Origin of the sequence: Lelliottia sp. F153, assembly GCF_002870005.1 — a bacterium.
Lineage (GTDB): Bacteria > Pseudomonadota > Gammaproteobacteria > Enterobacterales > Enterobacteriaceae > Enterobacter > Enterobacter nimipressuralis.
Window position 1 is genome coordinate 58,573 of record NZ_PKFT01000002.1, and the last position, 15,388, is coordinate 73,960.

Annotated in this window: 13 protein-coding genes; 4 read left to right on the forward strand and 9 right to left on the reverse strand. The window is 56.5% G+C overall.

The window, feature by feature from the left end; genetic code table 11:
• Positions 1 to 50: 50 nt before the first annotated feature.
• Together lplT and aas are read right to left on the reverse strand one after the other, a co-directional pair.
• Positions 51 to 1,244, reverse strand: a complete 1,194-nt coding sequence (lplT, locus tag F153LOC_RS07405) for a lysophospholipid transporter LplT (RefSeq protein WP_102104675.1) — start codon at positions 1,242 to 1,244, stop codon at positions 51 to 53.
• Positions 1,237 to 3,396 (reverse strand): bifunctional acyl-ACP--phospholipid O-acyltransferase/long-chain-fatty-acid--ACP ligase, encoded by a 2,160-nt coding sequence (gene aas, locus F153LOC_RS07410; RefSeq protein WP_102104676.1) that lies wholly within the window; start codon positions 3,394 to 3,396, stop codon positions 1,237 to 1,239. Before aas ends, lplT begins: the two co-directional genes overlap by 8 nt.
• Positions 3,397 to 4,021: 625 nt before the next feature.
• On the opposite strand from aas, the gene galR reads away from it, so the two are divergent.
• Entirely contained in the window at positions 4,022 to 5,038 is a 1,017-nt protein-coding gene (gene galR / locus F153LOC_RS07415) for an HTH-type transcriptional regulator GalR (RefSeq protein WP_100779077.1), read from the forward strand.
• Here the strand turns inward: galR and F153LOC_RS07420 are convergent.
• From F153LOC_RS07420 to F153LOC_RS07435, 4 genes are all read right to left on the reverse strand, one after another.
• Positions 4,999 to 5,475, reverse strand: a complete 477-nt coding sequence (locus tag F153LOC_RS07420) for a GNAT family N-acetyltransferase (RefSeq protein ID WP_102104677.1) — start codon at positions 5,473 to 5,475, stop codon at positions 4,999 to 5,001. The two genes, galR and F153LOC_RS07420, sit on opposite strands and share 40 nt — an antisense overlap.
• Entirely contained in the window at positions 5,472 to 6,245 is a 774-nt protein-coding gene (locus F153LOC_RS07425; RefSeq protein WP_100779075.1) for a GntR family transcriptional regulator, read from the reverse strand. The genes F153LOC_RS07420 and F153LOC_RS07425 overlap by 4 nt, the downstream gene beginning before the upstream one ends.
• A gap of 95 nt (positions 6,246 to 6,340) precedes the next feature.
• A complete protein-coding gene (locus F153LOC_RS07430) occupies positions 6,341 to 7,768 on the reverse strand; it encodes a glycoside hydrolase family 1 protein (protein ID WP_102104678.1) in 1,428 nt (475 codons plus the stop codon).
• Positions 7,769 to 7,775: 7 nt separating this feature from the next.
• A complete protein-coding gene (locus tag F153LOC_RS07435; RefSeq protein WP_100779073.1) occupies positions 7,776 to 9,113 on the reverse strand; it encodes a PTS sugar transporter subunit IIC in 1,338 nt (445 codons plus the stop codon).
• A gap of 400 nt (positions 9,114 to 9,513) precedes the next feature.
• Between F153LOC_RS07435 and F153LOC_RS07440 the strand changes: the two genes are divergently transcribed.
• The gene (locus F153LOC_RS07440) at positions 9,514 to 10,530 is read left to right on the forward strand and encodes a LacI family DNA-binding transcriptional regulator (protein WP_100779072.1); all 1,017 of its coding nucleotides are present in this window, start codon (positions 9,514 to 9,516) and stop codon (positions 10,528 to 10,530) included.
• Here the strand turns inward: F153LOC_RS07440 and lysA are convergent.
• Complete coding sequence (lysA, locus tag F153LOC_RS07445) at positions 10,522 to 11,784, reverse strand: diaminopimelate decarboxylase (protein ID WP_102104679.1); 1,263 nt, start codon at positions 11,782 to 11,784, stop codon at positions 10,522 to 10,524. The genes F153LOC_RS07440 and lysA overlap by 9 nt on opposite strands.
• Positions 11,785 to 11,905: 121 nt before the next feature.
• Between lysA and F153LOC_RS07450 the strand changes: the two genes are divergently transcribed.
• Entirely contained in the window at positions 11,906 to 12,826 is a 921-nt protein-coding gene (locus F153LOC_RS07450; RefSeq protein ID WP_102104680.1) for a LysR family transcriptional regulator, read from the forward strand.
• Between the two features lie 4 nt (positions 12,827 to 12,830).
• Here the strand turns inward: F153LOC_RS07450 and F153LOC_RS07455 are convergent, their stop codons facing one another.
• Positions 12,831 to 13,523 carry an aspartate/glutamate racemase gene (locus F153LOC_RS07455; protein WP_102104681.1) on the reverse strand — a complete coding sequence of 231 codons (693 nt, stop codon included), beginning with the start codon at positions 13,521 to 13,523 and terminating at the stop codon, positions 12,831 to 12,833.
• 136 nt (positions 13,524 to 13,659) lie between these two features.
• Between F153LOC_RS07455 and F153LOC_RS07460 the strand changes: the two genes are divergently transcribed.
• The gene (locus tag F153LOC_RS07460) at positions 13,660 to 13,983 is read left to right on the forward strand and encodes a cupin domain-containing protein (protein ID WP_102104682.1); all 324 of its coding nucleotides are present in this window, start codon (positions 13,660 to 13,662) and stop codon (positions 13,981 to 13,983) included.
• Between the two features lie 47 nt (positions 13,984 to 14,030).
• Here F153LOC_RS07460 and wzz(fepE) read toward each other — a convergent pair whose 3' ends face one another.
• Complete coding sequence (gene wzz(fepE) / locus F153LOC_RS07465; protein ID WP_102104683.1) at positions 14,031 to 15,161, reverse strand: LPS O-antigen length regulator Wzz(fepE); 1,131 nt, start codon at positions 15,159 to 15,161, stop codon at positions 14,031 to 14,033.
• Positions 15,162 to 15,388: the final 227 nt, after the last annotated feature.

Below are 15,388 nucleotides of genomic sequence, written 5' to 3' on the forward strand. Positions count from 1 at the left end.
CGTTTTGATCTGGTATGCCGGGTAAGGCGAAGTCGCCACCCGGCAATCCGTTACCGACGACGCTGCCAGAGCCACAGCCCCGCAATTGCCAGCGCAAACAACCCGCCGAACCCGACACCGATGCCCACGACCGGTAATCCCACTTTAACCGCCAGGGAATACAGCCCCAGCATCAGCAGCATCGCGGTGTTTTCACCGAGATTTTGCACCGCAATCGCGTTACCCGCCCCGACGGTCTGTTTACCACGCTCCTGCAGGAGTGCGTTCAGCGGTACTACAAAGAAACCACCGAGCATCCCAATCAGGATCAGCAGCACGTAAGCCGGCAGCAGCGCATGTTGCAGGGAGAAAAACAGCACGCCAACACCAATCAAAATCCCCGCAGGCATACAGCGCGATACGGTTTCCAGGGTGACCAGCTTCGCTGCCACCCCGGCCCCGACCACAATCCCCACAGCGACCATCGCGTTGAGATAGGTAGGCGTGGCGTTATCGGTGATCCCGAGAGCCGTCGGCACCCACAATACCAGCAGGAAGCGCAGCGTCACGCCCGCGCCCCAGAACATGCTGGTGCCCAGCAGGGAGAAGCGCGTTTCGCCGTTACGCCACAGCACGCGGCAGGCATTGAAAAAACTGGCCGTCATCGGCGTAAAGCGCCAGGATTGCCCCGGACGCGCCACAGGCAGCGTCGGGATAAACAGGTTCGCCACGACTGCGCCCGCATACACCAGCACACACACCCCCAGCGCGGCCAGCACATGCCAGTCCGCCAGCACACCACCGGCGACGGAGCCGAGCAGAATGGCGGCAATCGTCGAGGACTCCATCAGGCCGTTGGCTTTAACCAGTTTGTCGCCGGTGGTCAACTCACCCAGAATCCCGTATTTCGCCGGTGAATACGCCGCCGCGCCAATCCCCACCAGCGTGTAGCCGATGAAGGGATTAAAGCCGAAGCAGATACTCGCCGCGCCCAGCAGTTTGAGACTGTTGGCGAACATCATCACGCGCCCTTTAGGGAAACTGTCAGCCACCTGCCCGACAAACGGCGCAAAAATGATGTAAGCACCCACAAACACCATCTGCAGGATGGGCTGGCTCCAGTCCGGATAAAACTCGGCTTTCAGCAGCGCCAGCGTTGCAAATAGCAGCGCATTGTCGCCAAAGGCCGAAAGGAACTGAGCGCTGGTCACCGCCATCATGCCCTTCGACCACAGGGAGGTGTTAGTGTGTACTGACTCACGCATTATGCTGTTCCGCCTCATCAACCATGCCTTTCAGCGCGACAAAATCGGGTTTACCGCTGCCGAGCACCGGTAACTGTTTCAGATAACGAATATCGCGCGGCACGGCCAGCTCAGGCACGCCATGCTCGCGGGCGTAGTGCAGAAGCTGCTCGCGTTTCAGCTCGCTGTCGGTGGTAAAGAGCACCAGCGCTTCGCCTTTGCTCGCGTCGCTCTTAATCGCCGTGGCATGCATTTTGTCGGCAGAAACCGCTGTCGCCAGCTGTTCTACCATCTCAAGCGAAACCATCTCCCCGGCAATTTTGGCAAAGCGTTTGGCGCGGCCTTTGATTTGCACGAAGCCCTGCTCATCAAAGCGCACAATATCGCCCGTGTCATACCAGCCGGTTTCGACCTCGCCCTGCGCGTTTTCCGCCGTCGGCGCTTCAAGCACGCCTGGGTTTTCCACGCGCAGATAGCCATTCATCACATTTGGCCCTTTCAGTTGCAGGCGACCGCCATCTTCAATGCCCGGCACCGCTAACAGACGTGCGTCCATGCCCGGCAGAATGCGCCCGACCGTGCCAGGCTTCGCCGCCATCGGCACGTTGATCGACACCACCGGGGCACACTCTGTCACGCCGTAACCCTCAAGAATGCGCAGACCAAACTTGTCCTGCCAGATTTGACGGGTGCTGTCCTGCAGTTTCTCTGCTCCCGCCACCACATAGCGCACGCGGAAGAAATCATACGGATTGGCGAAACGCGCATAGTTGCCAAGAAACGTTGAGGTGCCAAACAGCACCGTACAGTTACGGTCATACACCAGTTCCGGTACAACTCGGTAATGCAGCGGGCTAGGATAAAGGAACACTTCGGCGCCCGTGAACAGCGGCGTAAACAGCCCGACCGTCAGGCCAAAGGAGTGGAAAAGCGGCAGCGCCGACATAAAACGATCGTTCGCGGTGAAGTCGGCAATGGTTTTGATCTGCTCGACGTTCGCCAGAATACTTTTATGCGAGTGAACAACCCCCTTCGGATTGCCTTCAGAACCGGAGGTAAAAAGAATAATGGCCGCATCTTCCGGCTGCTGTTTAACCTGCGCCAGACGTGGCGCCAGCAGATGAGCAAAGATCCACAGCTTATCGGCAAGGGTAACGTCAGCTTTTAGATCTTCGAGGAACACCCAGCGCACCTGCTTGAGCTGCTCCGGCAGATGCCAGAGTTTGCCTTTGTCGAGGAACTGGCGCGAAGTGAAAACGGTTTTGATCTCCGCAGCCGTTATCGCGCTGGTCAGCCCTTTCACACCCGCCGTGTAGTTCATCATCGCCGGAATGCGTCCGCGCGAGACCGCACCGAAAATCACCGCCGCGCTGATCCCGGCGTTAGGCAGCATAAGACCAATTTTTTCCCCGTGCTGGCTGTATTTTTCCAGAATACGGCCCGCAAACAGGGTCTTGGTCAGCAGCTTGCGATAGGTATCGGGCGTGAAATTGATATCTTCAACGCAGTTTTTCTTCGCGCCAAAACGGTCCTGCGCGGAGAGAAGCGATTCATATAAGGTTTCGCGCGGGCGCACGGCCATGCGCGCTTCCATCATAATTTGATGGAGCATTTCGCCTGCGATCTTGCGGCGATCCCGTGCACGCGGTGCTTCAGGCATCGGCAGCGTGGTCGGAGGCAAAATGTGGAGGGTGATTTGCGGGAACAGGCGCTGCTTCACCAGCCCTTTCAGCCGGCTGAAATAGGTCAGCTCTGCCCCTTCGATGCGCAGCGGCACCACGGTGGCTTTCGATTTCGCCGCGACAAACCCCGCGCCGTCGTAGATTTTCATCAGCGAGCCGGTCACGGTAAGACGCCCTTCCGGGAAAATCACCACCGGACGGCCCTGTTCGATCAGGCGCACCAGATGTTTAATCATCATCGGTTTGGTCGGATCGAGGGGAACAAAATCAATCAGCGGCGCCAGCCAGCGCATAAACCACTTCTGGCTGATGGAGCTGTAGACCGCGAAGACCGGGCGGCCAGGCAGGAAAAGTGCCAGCAAAACGCCGTCGATAAAGGAGACGTGGTTTGGAGTGATGAGCACGCGCTCGCCGCGCAATGACTGAGTGTCCCCCGTCAGGCGGACGCGAAAGAGGATACGAAACAAGGTACGGAAGAACCCAAATAGCATTTCAACTCCCTTTGCCTGTTAAATTTTAGAGTTACGCTAAATTGTGGCAGATTACACGAGAAGTGCAGGCGGGAGGAGAGGTAGCGTATTTCAGGCGAAAAAAAACCTGCGCATCCGCGCAGGCTGGTGCAAGAGATGAGTACGAAACCGTACCAAGAATTCTCACCAATCAATACCTCTGGGATCTTGATTGTGGCTGCTGGCAATGCGCTTCGCCAGCGCGAAAACGCAAGGGAATGAGCCTAAGTGCAACCAGGTGTGAAAAATATCGATTGCTGTTACATGTTGAAGTTACAGACAAAAAAAACCTGCGTATGGACGCAGGTTGGTGTAATTCGTGTTAATCAACCGGAGTCGATTTCACCTATCAATACCTCTGGGATCTCGACTTTAGCAATCTGTTCACATTCTCCACCAGCAGACAATCGCAACAGCCTGCCGCAAAGTGTAAGCAAAGGTTCGCTTTGACATTATTCTGACATGCTTCCCCGTGTAACGATTACACTGTTTTCCCATGTTCTGCGTCACGTTTGCGAGGTGCATTGCGGGCCAGCCCTTGAATGCACCTCGGTTTTCCGCAACACTATTGAGTGTGTAAACGCTTACCCCCTAAAGAAGGTATTTAATGGCGACAATTAAGGATGTGGCTCGTCTGTCGGGTGTTTCTGTGGCGACCGTCTCTCGCGTCATCAACAATTCACCGAAAGCCAGCGATGCGTCCCGTCAGGCCGTGCAAAGCGCCATGGAAACCCTGAACTATCATCCCAACGCCAACGCGCGCGCCCTGGCGCAGCAGTCGACGGAAACCGTGGGTCTGGTGGTCGGCGACGTGTCGGATCCCTTTTTCGGCGCGATGGTCAAAGCGGTTGAACAGGTGGCGTACCAGACCGGCAATTTCCTGCTGATCGGCAACGGCTACCACAACGAACAAAAAGAGCGCCAGGCCATTGAGCAGCTGATACGCCATCGCTGCGCCGCCCTGGTGGTTCACGCCAAAGTCCTCCCCGACGCCGAACTGCTACATCTGATGAAGCAGATCCCCGGCATGGTTCTGATTAACCGCATTATCCCCGGCTATGAGAAACGCTGCGTGGCGCTGGACGATCGCTACGGCGCCTGGCTTGCCACACGCCACCTGATCCAGCAGGGTCATACGCGCATTGGTTATCTCTGTTCAAACCACCAGATTTCCGATGCCGAAGATCGTCTGCGCGGCTATTACGATGCCCTGCGCGAAAGCGGCCTGCCGTGCAACGATCGTCTGGTCACCTATGGCGAACCCGACGAGAGCGGCGGTGAGCAGGCGATGACGGAGCTGTTAGGTCGTGGGCGGAATTTCACCGCCGTGGCCTGCTATAACGACTCGATGGCCGCGGGTGCGATGGGTGTGCTGAACGATAACGGTATCGACGTACCGGCAGAAATTTCGCTGATTGGTTTCGATGATGTGCTGGTCGCGCGCTACGTGCGCCCGCGCTTAACCACCGTGCGCTATCCGATTGTCACCATGGCAACGCAGGCCGCTGAACTGGCGCTGGCGCTGGCCGAAAAACGCCCGCCGCCAGATATCACTCACCTGTTCAGCCCGACGCTGGTTCGCCGTCACTCCGTGGTTGCCCCCGCAGATCCGGTCAGCGAATAGCGATAGAGATGGACGGTTTTATTCGGGTATTCCAATGCATCGCCGATGTACTGCCAGCCGTAGCGCTCATAAAAGTCCCGGCAGGCTGACCAGAGATGCAGCTCGGAATACCCGGCGTTTGCGGCATAACCCATCACATGCTCCTGCAATTGCCCCGCCAGCCCTTTCCCGCGCGCGGCGTCATCAACGTACAGCGCCGCCAGCCATGGAAAGAGATCCTGGCGCGTCATCAAATCACAGCGCCATAATCCGACGGTGCCCAGCAGTGTTTCGCCCTCGACCGCCACAAACGTGAGCGGCAGTGCGCCCGGCGTCTGGCTGTATTCGATGATGCTGGCAAAGAATTCACGCGGTAAACCGTCACCAAACGCCTGCCATAGCCAGTCGGTTACGCGCTGGGCATGGTGCGCAGCGGCATAAAGGGGAATGATCTTCACACCAGTTTTCCCTGGAAAAGCGGGACAGATTCAAAAAGATAGCCGTCAAAATCCGGCGCGTCTTCATCCGACAGCTCCAGCAGGCTTTTTTTGACGTTTTCCAGGTGCTGGAACATGGCCTGCCACGCCCCCATCACGTCGCGACGACGCAGGGCCGCGAGAATGGTCTGGCGATCGCCTAGCCACTTCAGGCGATACGCGCGGCTGGCGATGTGAACGTTGAACTGCTGCCACAGCGGGCTGCTGTCCATGTGGTGCCAGACGCTCTCGACAGTCGCCAGCAGCATCTGGTTTTGCGTTGCGCCCGCCAGCACCAGGTGGAACATCTTGTTGTTATCCTGGCTGTGATCGTCGGCGGCAATCGCGCGCTGCTCCTGCTCGATGATGCGACGCAGATTATCAATATCCGCGCGGGTCGCCATTTTCGCGGCAAAGGCGGCAATATTGCTTTCAAGCAGCTGGCGCGCCTGCAAAATCTCAAACGGGCCGACGTCGCTATTTAAAAAGCGCTCTTCCTCGTTTTCGTGCTCTTCGGGGATGCGCATCACGTAAACGCCGGAACCCTGACGGATATCGACGGTACCCTGCAACTCCAGCATGAGTAAGGCTTCGCGCACGATGGTGCGGCTGACGCCGTACGTCTCGGCGATATTGCGCTCAGGCGGCAGACGGGACCCCACAGGATAGTGACCGTCGATGATTTGCGTGCGCAGATCATCGCCAATCTCCTGGTACTGTTTTTTTTCTGGCGGAACGACGGCCTTCTCCACGATTTCACCTGTACTGACAGTTGAGTTGACGCTCGGGCCGGGCATCCTCCCGGCCAGTTGGCGGCTATTTTACCAGAACCTGCGTCGTGATTAGCCTATTTCCATTCATCATCGACAGTCAGCGTCAGCGTGCGTTCATCGCGCAGCTTTCGGAACCACGCCGCCGACTTTTTCGCCCGGCGGGCGCGGTTATCGGCCAGATCGATTTCAATCAGGCCATAGCGGTTTTTGAACGCGTTCATCGGCGAGACGTTATCGGTGAACGCCCACAGCATATAGCCGTGGCAGTTTGCCCCCTCTTCGCGCGCCAGCAGCGTGTAATAGAGGTGCTCGCTGATAAACGCGATACGATAATCGTCGGCAATAACCCCGTCGCTGCCCCGGAACTGCCCTTCGTTTTCCACGCCCATTCCGCTTTCCGCCACAAACCACGGGATGTTGCGATAGTCGTTTTTGATACGCATCGCCATGTCGTAGATGATTCGTGGATAAATTTCCCAGCCGCGCGAGGCGTTCATTTTGCGCCCCGGCAGCTCGAACGGCTCGTAGTAGTAGGCCGGATGGAAGGGCGTTTCCGGATGCCAGGCCCGCGACGGGGCTTTGACCCGGTGCGGGTAATAGAGGTTGATCCCCAGCTCGTCGACGGTATTTTCGGCAATGATTGCCAGCTCATCCGCGCTGTACTCCCACTGAACATGGTGCTGCTTAAGTAAGGTAAACAGCGCCTGTGGATAGCGCCCATGTACCAGCGGGTCGAGAAAGACGCGGTTATAGAACAGATCGTAGATCTCTGCCGCGCGCACGTCATGGGGCGCTTTCGAGCGCGGATAGGTCACTTCCGGGTTCAGGATACAGCCCACGGTTCCCCGGTAGCCTTTCTCACGGAACAGCTTCACCACTTTCGCCGTCGCCAGCACTTTGTGATGGTTCCACTGCATCCAGGTGCCTGTGTTCTGCTCGTAGGGCCAGCGCAGCGCGTCGAGATAAACGCGCGTCTGCACCACAATCGGCTCGTTGAAGGTGAACCAGCGCGTCACTTTCCCGTGATAACGTTCAAACACTTTTTCGGCGTAACGCACAAAGAGTTCCACCACCTGCTTTGAGGCCCAGCCCCCGTAGGTTTCCAGCAGCGCGCCCGGTAGCTCGTAGTGCTCCAGGCAGATCATCGGCTCAATGCCCTGAAGGTGCATTTCGTCGAACAGAGCATCGTAATACGCCGCGTACTCTTCATCGACGGTCACGTTTTCGTAATCGGTCAAAAACCGCGACCAGTTAATAGAGGTACGATAGTGCGTCAGCCCGGCCTGTTTCATCAGCGCCACGTCTTCGCGGAAGCGGTTGATAAAATCGGTCGCCACCGCCGGGCCGTAGCCGTTATACCAGACGTGACGATCGTTTTTGTACCAGAGATCGATCCACGAATCCTGCCCCTCTTTTTTGCCGCTCCAGCCTTCCGTTTGCCAGGCCGACGCGGCGGCACCCAGAATAAAATCCTGCGGGATCGAGATGTGTTTTGTGCTCATGAGATCCTCATACGTTATTTGTCGCTTGCTGGCTTTGCGCCTGCAGGGCCGCCTGCTCCGCGCGGCGTGAGGCCATTTTCACGAACGGCAGATAGATCAGCACGGCGGTGACGATACAGATCAGCTGGGTGATCACCGCTCCCATCGATCCCGCCGTCGACAGCCAGGCGTTGATCAGCGGAGGCGTAGTCCACGGCACCATCACCACGGCTTTTCCGGCGAAACCGGTGACCGTCGCGAAATAGCCAATCGAGCCGGTCACCAGCGGAGTGATGATGAACGGGATCGCAAGGATGGGGTTGAGCATGATTGGCATACCGAAGATCACCGGTTCGTTGATGTTAAAAATCCCCGGCCCGATAGAGAGCTTGGCGATCTCACGCATCTCTTTGCGCTTCGTGCCAATCATCACCGCGATCAGCAGGCCGATGGTCAAACCCGATCCGCCGATGCTCATGTACACATCCCAGAACGGCATAGTGATGATGTTGGGGATCTCTTTGCCCTGCTCGAAGGCGCTCATGTTGACGGTGATCGCCCCCAGCAGCAACGGCTCGCGGATCGGTTTGATCATCTGATTACCGTGGATGCCGATTACCCAGAAAAGCTGCGCGACGAACATCAGCAACAGAATACCCGGCAGGCTCTGCACCACGCGCTCAAGCGGTTGCTGCACCACCTGATAGACCGCGTCATACAGGTACATGCCGGTCAGTTGATGGAAGATAAAACCGAAGGTCGCAATGGCGGTGGTGGTGATAATCGCCGGGATCAGCGCCGAGAACGACGCTGAAACGTTTGGCGGGACCGTATCAGGCATTTTGATTTTCAGCCCTGGACGGTTTTCCAGCCAGCAGTAAACCTCGACGGAGAGAATGGCAATAAACATGCCGAGAAACAGGCTGCGGGTATCTGAGAACTGGCGCAGCAGCACGTCTTTCACCACGTGCATCTGCCCGTCGACCAGCATTTCGACGGTGGTCGGCGTGACACAGATAAAGCAGATCACTGCCAGCAGGCCCGGAAATAGTGATTTGATACCGTTGATACGCCCAAGCTCAATACCAATTAAAAATACCGCGCCAATGTTGAGAAAATTCAGCGTGGCGTAGTTTATCGCGCTGGTGATCGGCTTAAGCGCCGCCAGAAACGAGAGGGACTGGAAGCTCGCGAGGCCGTTTTTAGGGTCCAGCACCATGTTGGAAATCAGCACCGAGAAGGCGCCCACAATGATGACCGGCATTAAGGTAATGAACGAAGATTTTATCGCCATGATATAGCGATAGCTGTTGAATTTAGTGGCGAAACTGCCCAGAGCGTCGATCAGTTTTTCCTGCACTGCCATAAGGTAATACCTCAGTAAAAGGGCTTTTATACCCGTCGCCTTTCACGTTGCAGGGTTTTGGCTGCACCCACTCACCCGAAACGCTGCCTAACGTAAGTGCATCGGGATGGGTACGGGTGCCGCCGTCCTGCCACATGAAGCCGCCTGGATAGAGAATAAGGTGTACAGCCGGATACTATTGGCATACCAAAAATAGCTTCAGGTCGCTTAGGGTTCTGTGATTCAACTCTCAATGCGGCCAGAGGTATTCCAAATCATGATTTTTCACCACTTTGGTATGCCAGTTACCCCGTTTTATGCTGAACCGTGATCGCGATAGGGATTTCCCCTCGCCGTCTCGCTTATGCGCCTGAGGGTCTGTGATAAACTGCGGACGATTACGTGAATGCAGGAATGTCTAATGGCAACAATGCTGGATGTCTCACTACGCGCGGGTGTGTCGAAAGCCACGGTATCGCGCGTGCTGAATGGCACAGGTCAGGTCAAAGAGAGTACGCGTCAGCAGGTATTTAACGCGATGGAAGAGCTGGGCTATCGCCCAAATTTCCTCGCGCAGTCGCTGGCGAACCAGACCAGTAACAGCATTGGTCTGGTGGTCTCAACCTTTGACGGTTTTTACTTTGGTCGTCTGCTGCAGCAGGCATCGCGCCAGACGGAAACGCACGGCAAGCAGCTGATCGTCACCGACGGCCATGACGCGCCTGAGCGTGAAGAGCAGGCGGTGCAAATGCTGGCAGACCGCCAGTGCGACGCCATTGTGCTGTACACGCGCTATATGAGCGAAAAAGCGATCATGAAGCTTATCAACAGCGTGAAAATGCCGCTGGTGGTGATTAACCGCGACGTCAGTCTGGCGCGCGATCGATGCGTCTTTTTCGAGCAGCAGGAAGCGGCGTTTAAAGCGGTCGATTATCTGATTAGCCAGGGCCATCGGGAGATCGCCTGCATTACGGTGCCGATTCATACGCCAACGGGTAAAGCACGTCTGATGGGTTATCGTCAGGCGCTGGAAAAACACGGCATTGCCTGGGACGATCGTCGGGTGAAGTATGGGGATGCGGGCATGACGCGGGGATACGAGCTGTGCAACGAGCTGCTCAACGAGAAAGTCCCGTTTACCGCCCTGTTTGCCTGTAACGATGATATGGCACTCGGATCGTCTAAAGCGCTGCATCAGGCCGGGCTGCATATTCCGCAGGACATTTCGCTGTTTGGTTTTGACGATGCGCCGAGCGCCAAATGGCTGGAACCCGCCCTCTCCACCGTCTATCTGCCAATCGATAATATGATCGTCACGGCTATCGATCAGGCGGTTCGGCTGGCTAACCACCAGCCGATCGAGACGATCCCGCCGTTTACCGGTACGCTCATGTTGCGCGATTCGGTTACGACAGGGCCGTTTTACACCTCAAAATAGTTCGAGCGCGAGCAGCTCTTCAATGGTCTGGCGACGGCGAATCAGCCGCGCCACGCCGTTATCGAACAGCACTTCTGGCAGCAACGGACGGCTGTTGTAGTTGGACGACATCGACGCGCCATACGCCCCCGTATCGTGCAGCACCAGGTAATCTCCCGGCGCAACGACAGGCAGCGCACGGGTTTCCACTTTGCCCCCTTCCTGCTGGGTAAAGACATCGCCCGATTCGCACAGCGGACCGGCGACCACGGTATCAACCCGCGGCGCCTGCGTTAAGTCACGACCATCCGCTGCCAGCGCAGTAATGTGGTGATAGCTGCCGTACATCGCCGGGCGCATCAGATCGTTAAAGCCTGCATCCACCAGCACGAAGTGTCGGCTCCCCATCGCCTTCACGCTGCGGACCTGAGTAACCAGCACGCCGGACTCTGCCACCAGGAAACGTCCCGGCTCGATTTCCAGTTTGACCGCATGGCCCAGATGGGCGGCAATTTTGTCGCGCGCCGCGCTCCAGAGGCCGTAGTAGTGATCTGTATCGATCGCCTCTTCCCCTTCGCGATATGGGATCGACAGGCCGCCACCGGCGGAAATCGCCTCCAGATCCTGACCGAATTCGATCACCTGGCGCACCATCGCGCCGCACACCTGCTCAAGATGACCGTAATCAACGCCGGAACCGATGTGCATGTGAATGCCCACCAGCGTCAGGTTGTAGCGCTGCAGCACTTCCAGTGCCGCAGGGAGGTCGGTATACCAGATGCCGTGCTTGCTGTTTTCACCGCCAGTGTTGGTTTTCTGGCTGTGCCCGTGACCAAAACCCGGATTGACTCGCAGCCACACGCGGTGGCCCGGCGAAACTTGCCCCAGCTGTTCCAGCATATCCACCGAACCGGCGTTGACCGGGATCTGCAGCTCATGCACGCGGGCGAGCGTCGCGCTGTCAATCACGTCAGCGGTGAAGACAATCGCCTCGCTGTCGTGCTTCGGATCGTACCCTGCCGCCAGCGCACGTTCGATTTCACCCAGCGAAACGGAATCCACTTTCACGCCCTGCTCGCGCATCAGACGCAGAATATGGATGTTCGAACAGGCTTTTTGCGCGAAACGCACCACGTCAAACTGATGCAGCGCCGCAATCTTTTCGCGAACGATCTGCGCGTCATAAACCCAGACCGGGCAGCCAAACTCAGCGGGTAAGCGCAGCAGGTTCTCGGCATTCAGATCGGTATCGGTACTATTCAGGGGGCGTGGCATGGTGTTCTCCGCGTAACGTCATTTTTTAACATTACGCCACAGCGCGAAGATAATAAAAAATATCGTTTTATAGCGAGTCTATGCAAAAATGATATGGATTCCCGATCAAAACAGGTGCCCTATGCCCGCCGTTAACCTACGCCATATCGAAATTTTTCACGCGGTGATGACCACTGGTAATCTGACCGAAGCCGCGCAGATGCTGCACACCTCGCAGCCCACGGTGAGCCGCGAGCTGGCGCGGTTTGAAAAAGTGCTAGGGCTGACGCTGTTTGAGCGTACGCGCGGCAGGCTGCATCCGACGGTGCAGGGTTTGCGCTTGTTCGAAGAAGTTCAGCGCTCGTGGTACGGCCTGGACCGCATCGTCAGTGCAGCGGAGAGTCTGCGGGAATTCCGCCAGGGCGAGCTGTCAATTGTCTGCCTGCCGGTCTTTTCCCAGTCGTTCCTGCCGCCGCTGATTCAGCCGTTTCTCGCCCGCTATCCCGACGTGAACCTCACTATTGTGCCGCAGGAGTCGCCGCTGCTTGAAGAGTGGCTCTCGGCGCAGCGCCACGATTTAGGCCTGACCGAAACCCTGGTCACACCTGCGGGAACGGAGCGCACTGAACTGCTGTCTCTGGATGAAGTCTGCGTGCTGCCTGAGGGCCACCGCCTTGCCAGCAAAAGCGTGCTGACGCCGGCGGATTTCCACGGCGAAAACTATATCAGCCTGTCACAGACCGACAGCTACCGACAGCTGCTGGATACGCTGTTCCAGGAACATCAGGTGAAACGACGGATGGTGGTGGAGACCCACAGCGCGGCGTCCATTTGCGCGATGGTGCGGGCGGGCGTGGGAATTGCGGTGGTGAATCCGCTCACGGCGCTGGACTATGCCGCAAGCGGGATTGTGATCCGCCGCTTTAGCATTTCCGTTCCCTTTACCGTGAGCCTGATTCGTCCGCTGCATCGCCCGGCGTCTGCGCTGGTCGATGCGTTTACGGCGCATCTGGTAGAGCACTCCCACCGGGTGGCGCAGCAGTTACCGGACCTGCAAAACTAGCCTCTTACGACAGCATAAACTCGACGGCATCGGCGGCATGAATTGCCGTGGTGTCAAAGACCGGGAGCACGCTCTCGTCAGCCGGAACCAGCAGGCCAATCTCGGTGCAGCCAAAGATCACCCCTTCGGCGCCCTGCTCCGCGAGTTTATCGATCACGCCGAGATAATAGTGGCGCGAGGCGTCGCTGAAGGTACCGAGGCACAACTCTTCAAAGATGATCTGGTTGATGCGCGCCCTGTCGGCCTCGGTGGGGATCAAACTTTCAATGCCGAACTGTGACTCCAGTCGCCCACGATAGAAATCCTGCTCCATGGTGTAACGTGTCCCCAAGAGCGCCACGCGCGTCATCCCGCTGGCGGTTATGGCCCGCCCGGTGGCATCGGCAATATGCAGGAACGGCAGCGAGCAGCTTTCCTCAATATGTGACGCCACTTTGTGCATGGTATTGGTACAGAGCAGAATGCCTTCCGCGCCCGCACGCTCCAGCCCGAGGGCCGCTTGTGCGAGGATTTCGCCTGCTTTATCCCACTCGCCGCTGGCCTGGCAGGCCTCAATCTCATGGAAATCGACGCTGTGCAGCAGCAGACTCGCCGAATGCAGGCCGCCGAGACGTTGTTTGATGCCTTCATTAATCAGGCGATAATAAGGAATGGTGGACTCCCAGCTCATTCCTCCCAGCAGACCGATCGTTTTCATATGTTCTCCTGTTCAGATTTCTCCAGTGAAGCAAACTTGTGATCCTGTTTCCAGTTATTTGGCTTGCCGTTTCCTTTTCACTCGCGCTGATATAAATTAATTAAAACAATGTTTCACTAATTAACAGGACACCACGATGTTTATTTTCCACAAAGAGACACAGCTTGAGGATCTGGGCAATGGCGTGACGCGTCGCATTCTGGCGCACGACGGCAAGATGATGGCGGTGGAAGTCAATTTTGAGCAGGGGGCGATTGGGCCAATGCACAACCATCCGCACGAACAGTTAACCTATGTGCTGTCCGGCGAATTCGAGTTCACCATTGGTGAAGAGAAGCACGTGGTGACGGCGGGCGATACTCTCTATAAAGAGCCGCACGTGATGCACGGCTGCGTGTGCCTGAAACCTGGCACGCTCCTGGATACCTTCACCCCCGTGCGCGAAGATTTCCTCAAATAAATAAAAAAGGGCGGTTGTTACCCCGCCCTTCTCGTCATCAATGCGATTTAGTTCGTCGCCAGTTCATGCTCTGGTAGCGGTGAACGTGCATGCATTGCCTCACGAATCAGCACGCTGCCACAAGCCACGATTCCGCCGATCAGAGCGGCCAGGATAATGATCAGTGCCTTGCCCGGTCCGTCTTTTTTCACCGGCATCGACGGCGAAAGCTGATACTTGAACGGTTCAAAATTCACATCATTGATGGAGAGCTTCTCCAGCTGAGCCAGATGGTATTCGCGGTTCTGGAAATCGGCGTTCAGCTCGGCCACATCTTTCAACGATTTCTCAATTCGCAGTTTCTGCGCAATGCCGTCCGCGCCCAGCGCGATGGAGTAATCAGGATCATCTTTTACCGCCTGACCATTGCTGTAGACCGGCTTTTTGATTCCGGCGGCGTTCGCCACTTCAAGAGAGTAGTTAAGGCGCTGAAGATTGGTGTTATGGATCGTCGTCAGACGGACACGGTCCAGCTCCAGCCGCTCTTTTTCCATCTGCGTTTTCAGTTCCAGCGCGTTACGCACGTTGAGCATCGTCTCTTTCTCAACGATGGCAGAGATGTAATCGATGTACCCTTTCAGCACGATCTGCGCGTCTTGCGCCGTCGGTGCGCTAAAACTCAACGTCCATGACGCGTAGGGCGCTTTATCGGAATTTTTGGCTGCTGCGTTATCGGTCGCGGTCATACGTTCGGCAATATTCACCGCCGCGCGATGCAAGTCCTGCGGATCGATCTCAGCATCTTTTAACTGCGCCATCACGAAGGGGGAGGTCTTCAGATACTCTTCCAGCAGCGACTGAGACTGAAACTTTTTGATAAACAGGTTAAAGACGTCCGAACGCTTAACGCTGACATCGACATCCAGCACCTGCAGCGCGATCAGCATTTTCTGCACGTCACTCCACTGGGTTTGCTCCGCGGGAGTCACTACCGCTTTACTGGTCCACTTTTGTGGCATCAGGAAGGCGGCGATAAGCCCCACTACAGCAAAAGCGAAAACCACAACAATAATCCGCTTTCTGGCAGCAAATAAGATTTCGAAGAGCCCCAGGAGGTCAATTTCTTTCTGGGCAACGACCGGGGGTGGATAACTGGCAAAATGCAGCTCCGTGCTTTTTTTGATATCCATAGCAGACATTCTAATTCTTCTGGTTGAGTTGCAGTGAAATCCTGCCAATCACAGTTAGGTGAAATGGATGATACCCGAAACTAAGAATCATCTGAATGTGCGTTTGCAAAAAATGAGGAATGCGCTACGAAATTTAGTAGTTAGTCGCAATGAGTTATTGAATGTTACAAAGACACATGTTTCACCCGTCACCGATCTCCTCCTTCGGCTTTTCTTCTGTCTAAAAGTCAAAATTG

Excerpts from the sequence above, each read along its gene's own strand:
- lplT (WP_102104675.1), bottom strand. The coding sequence starts at position 1,244 with ATGCGTGAGTCAGTACACACTAACACCTCCCTGTGGTCGAAGGGCATG.
- aas (WP_102104676.1), bottom strand. The coding sequence starts at position 3,396 with ATGCTATTTGGGTTCTTCCGTACCTTGTTTCGTATCCTCTTTCGCGTC.
- galR (WP_100779077.1), top strand. The coding sequence starts at position 4,022 with ATGGCGACAATTAAGGATGTGGCTCGTCTGTCGGGTGTTTCTGTGGCG.
- F153LOC_RS07430 (WP_102104678.1), bottom strand. The coding sequence starts at position 7,768 with ATGAGCACAAAACACATCTCGATCCCGCAGGATTTTATTCTGGGTGCC.
- F153LOC_RS07435 (WP_100779073.1), bottom strand. The coding sequence starts at position 9,113 with ATGGCAGTGCAGGAAAAACTGATCGACGCTCTGGGCAGTTTCGCCACT.
- F153LOC_RS07440 (WP_100779072.1), top strand. The coding sequence starts at position 9,514 with ATGGCAACAATGCTGGATGTCTCACTACGCGCGGGTGTGTCGAAAGCC.
- lysA (WP_102104679.1), bottom strand. The coding sequence starts at position 11,784 with ATGCCACGCCCCCTGAATAGTACCGATACCGATCTGAATGCCGAGAAC.
- F153LOC_RS07450 (WP_102104680.1), top strand. The coding sequence starts at position 11,906 with ATGCCCGCCGTTAACCTACGCCATATCGAAATTTTTCACGCGGTGATG.
- F153LOC_RS07455 (WP_102104681.1), bottom strand. The coding sequence starts at position 13,523 with ATGAAAACGATCGGTCTGCTGGGAGGAATGAGCTGGGAGTCCACCATT.
- F153LOC_RS07460 (WP_102104682.1), top strand. The coding sequence starts at position 13,660 with ATGTTTATTTTCCACAAAGAGACACAGCTTGAGGATCTGGGCAATGGC.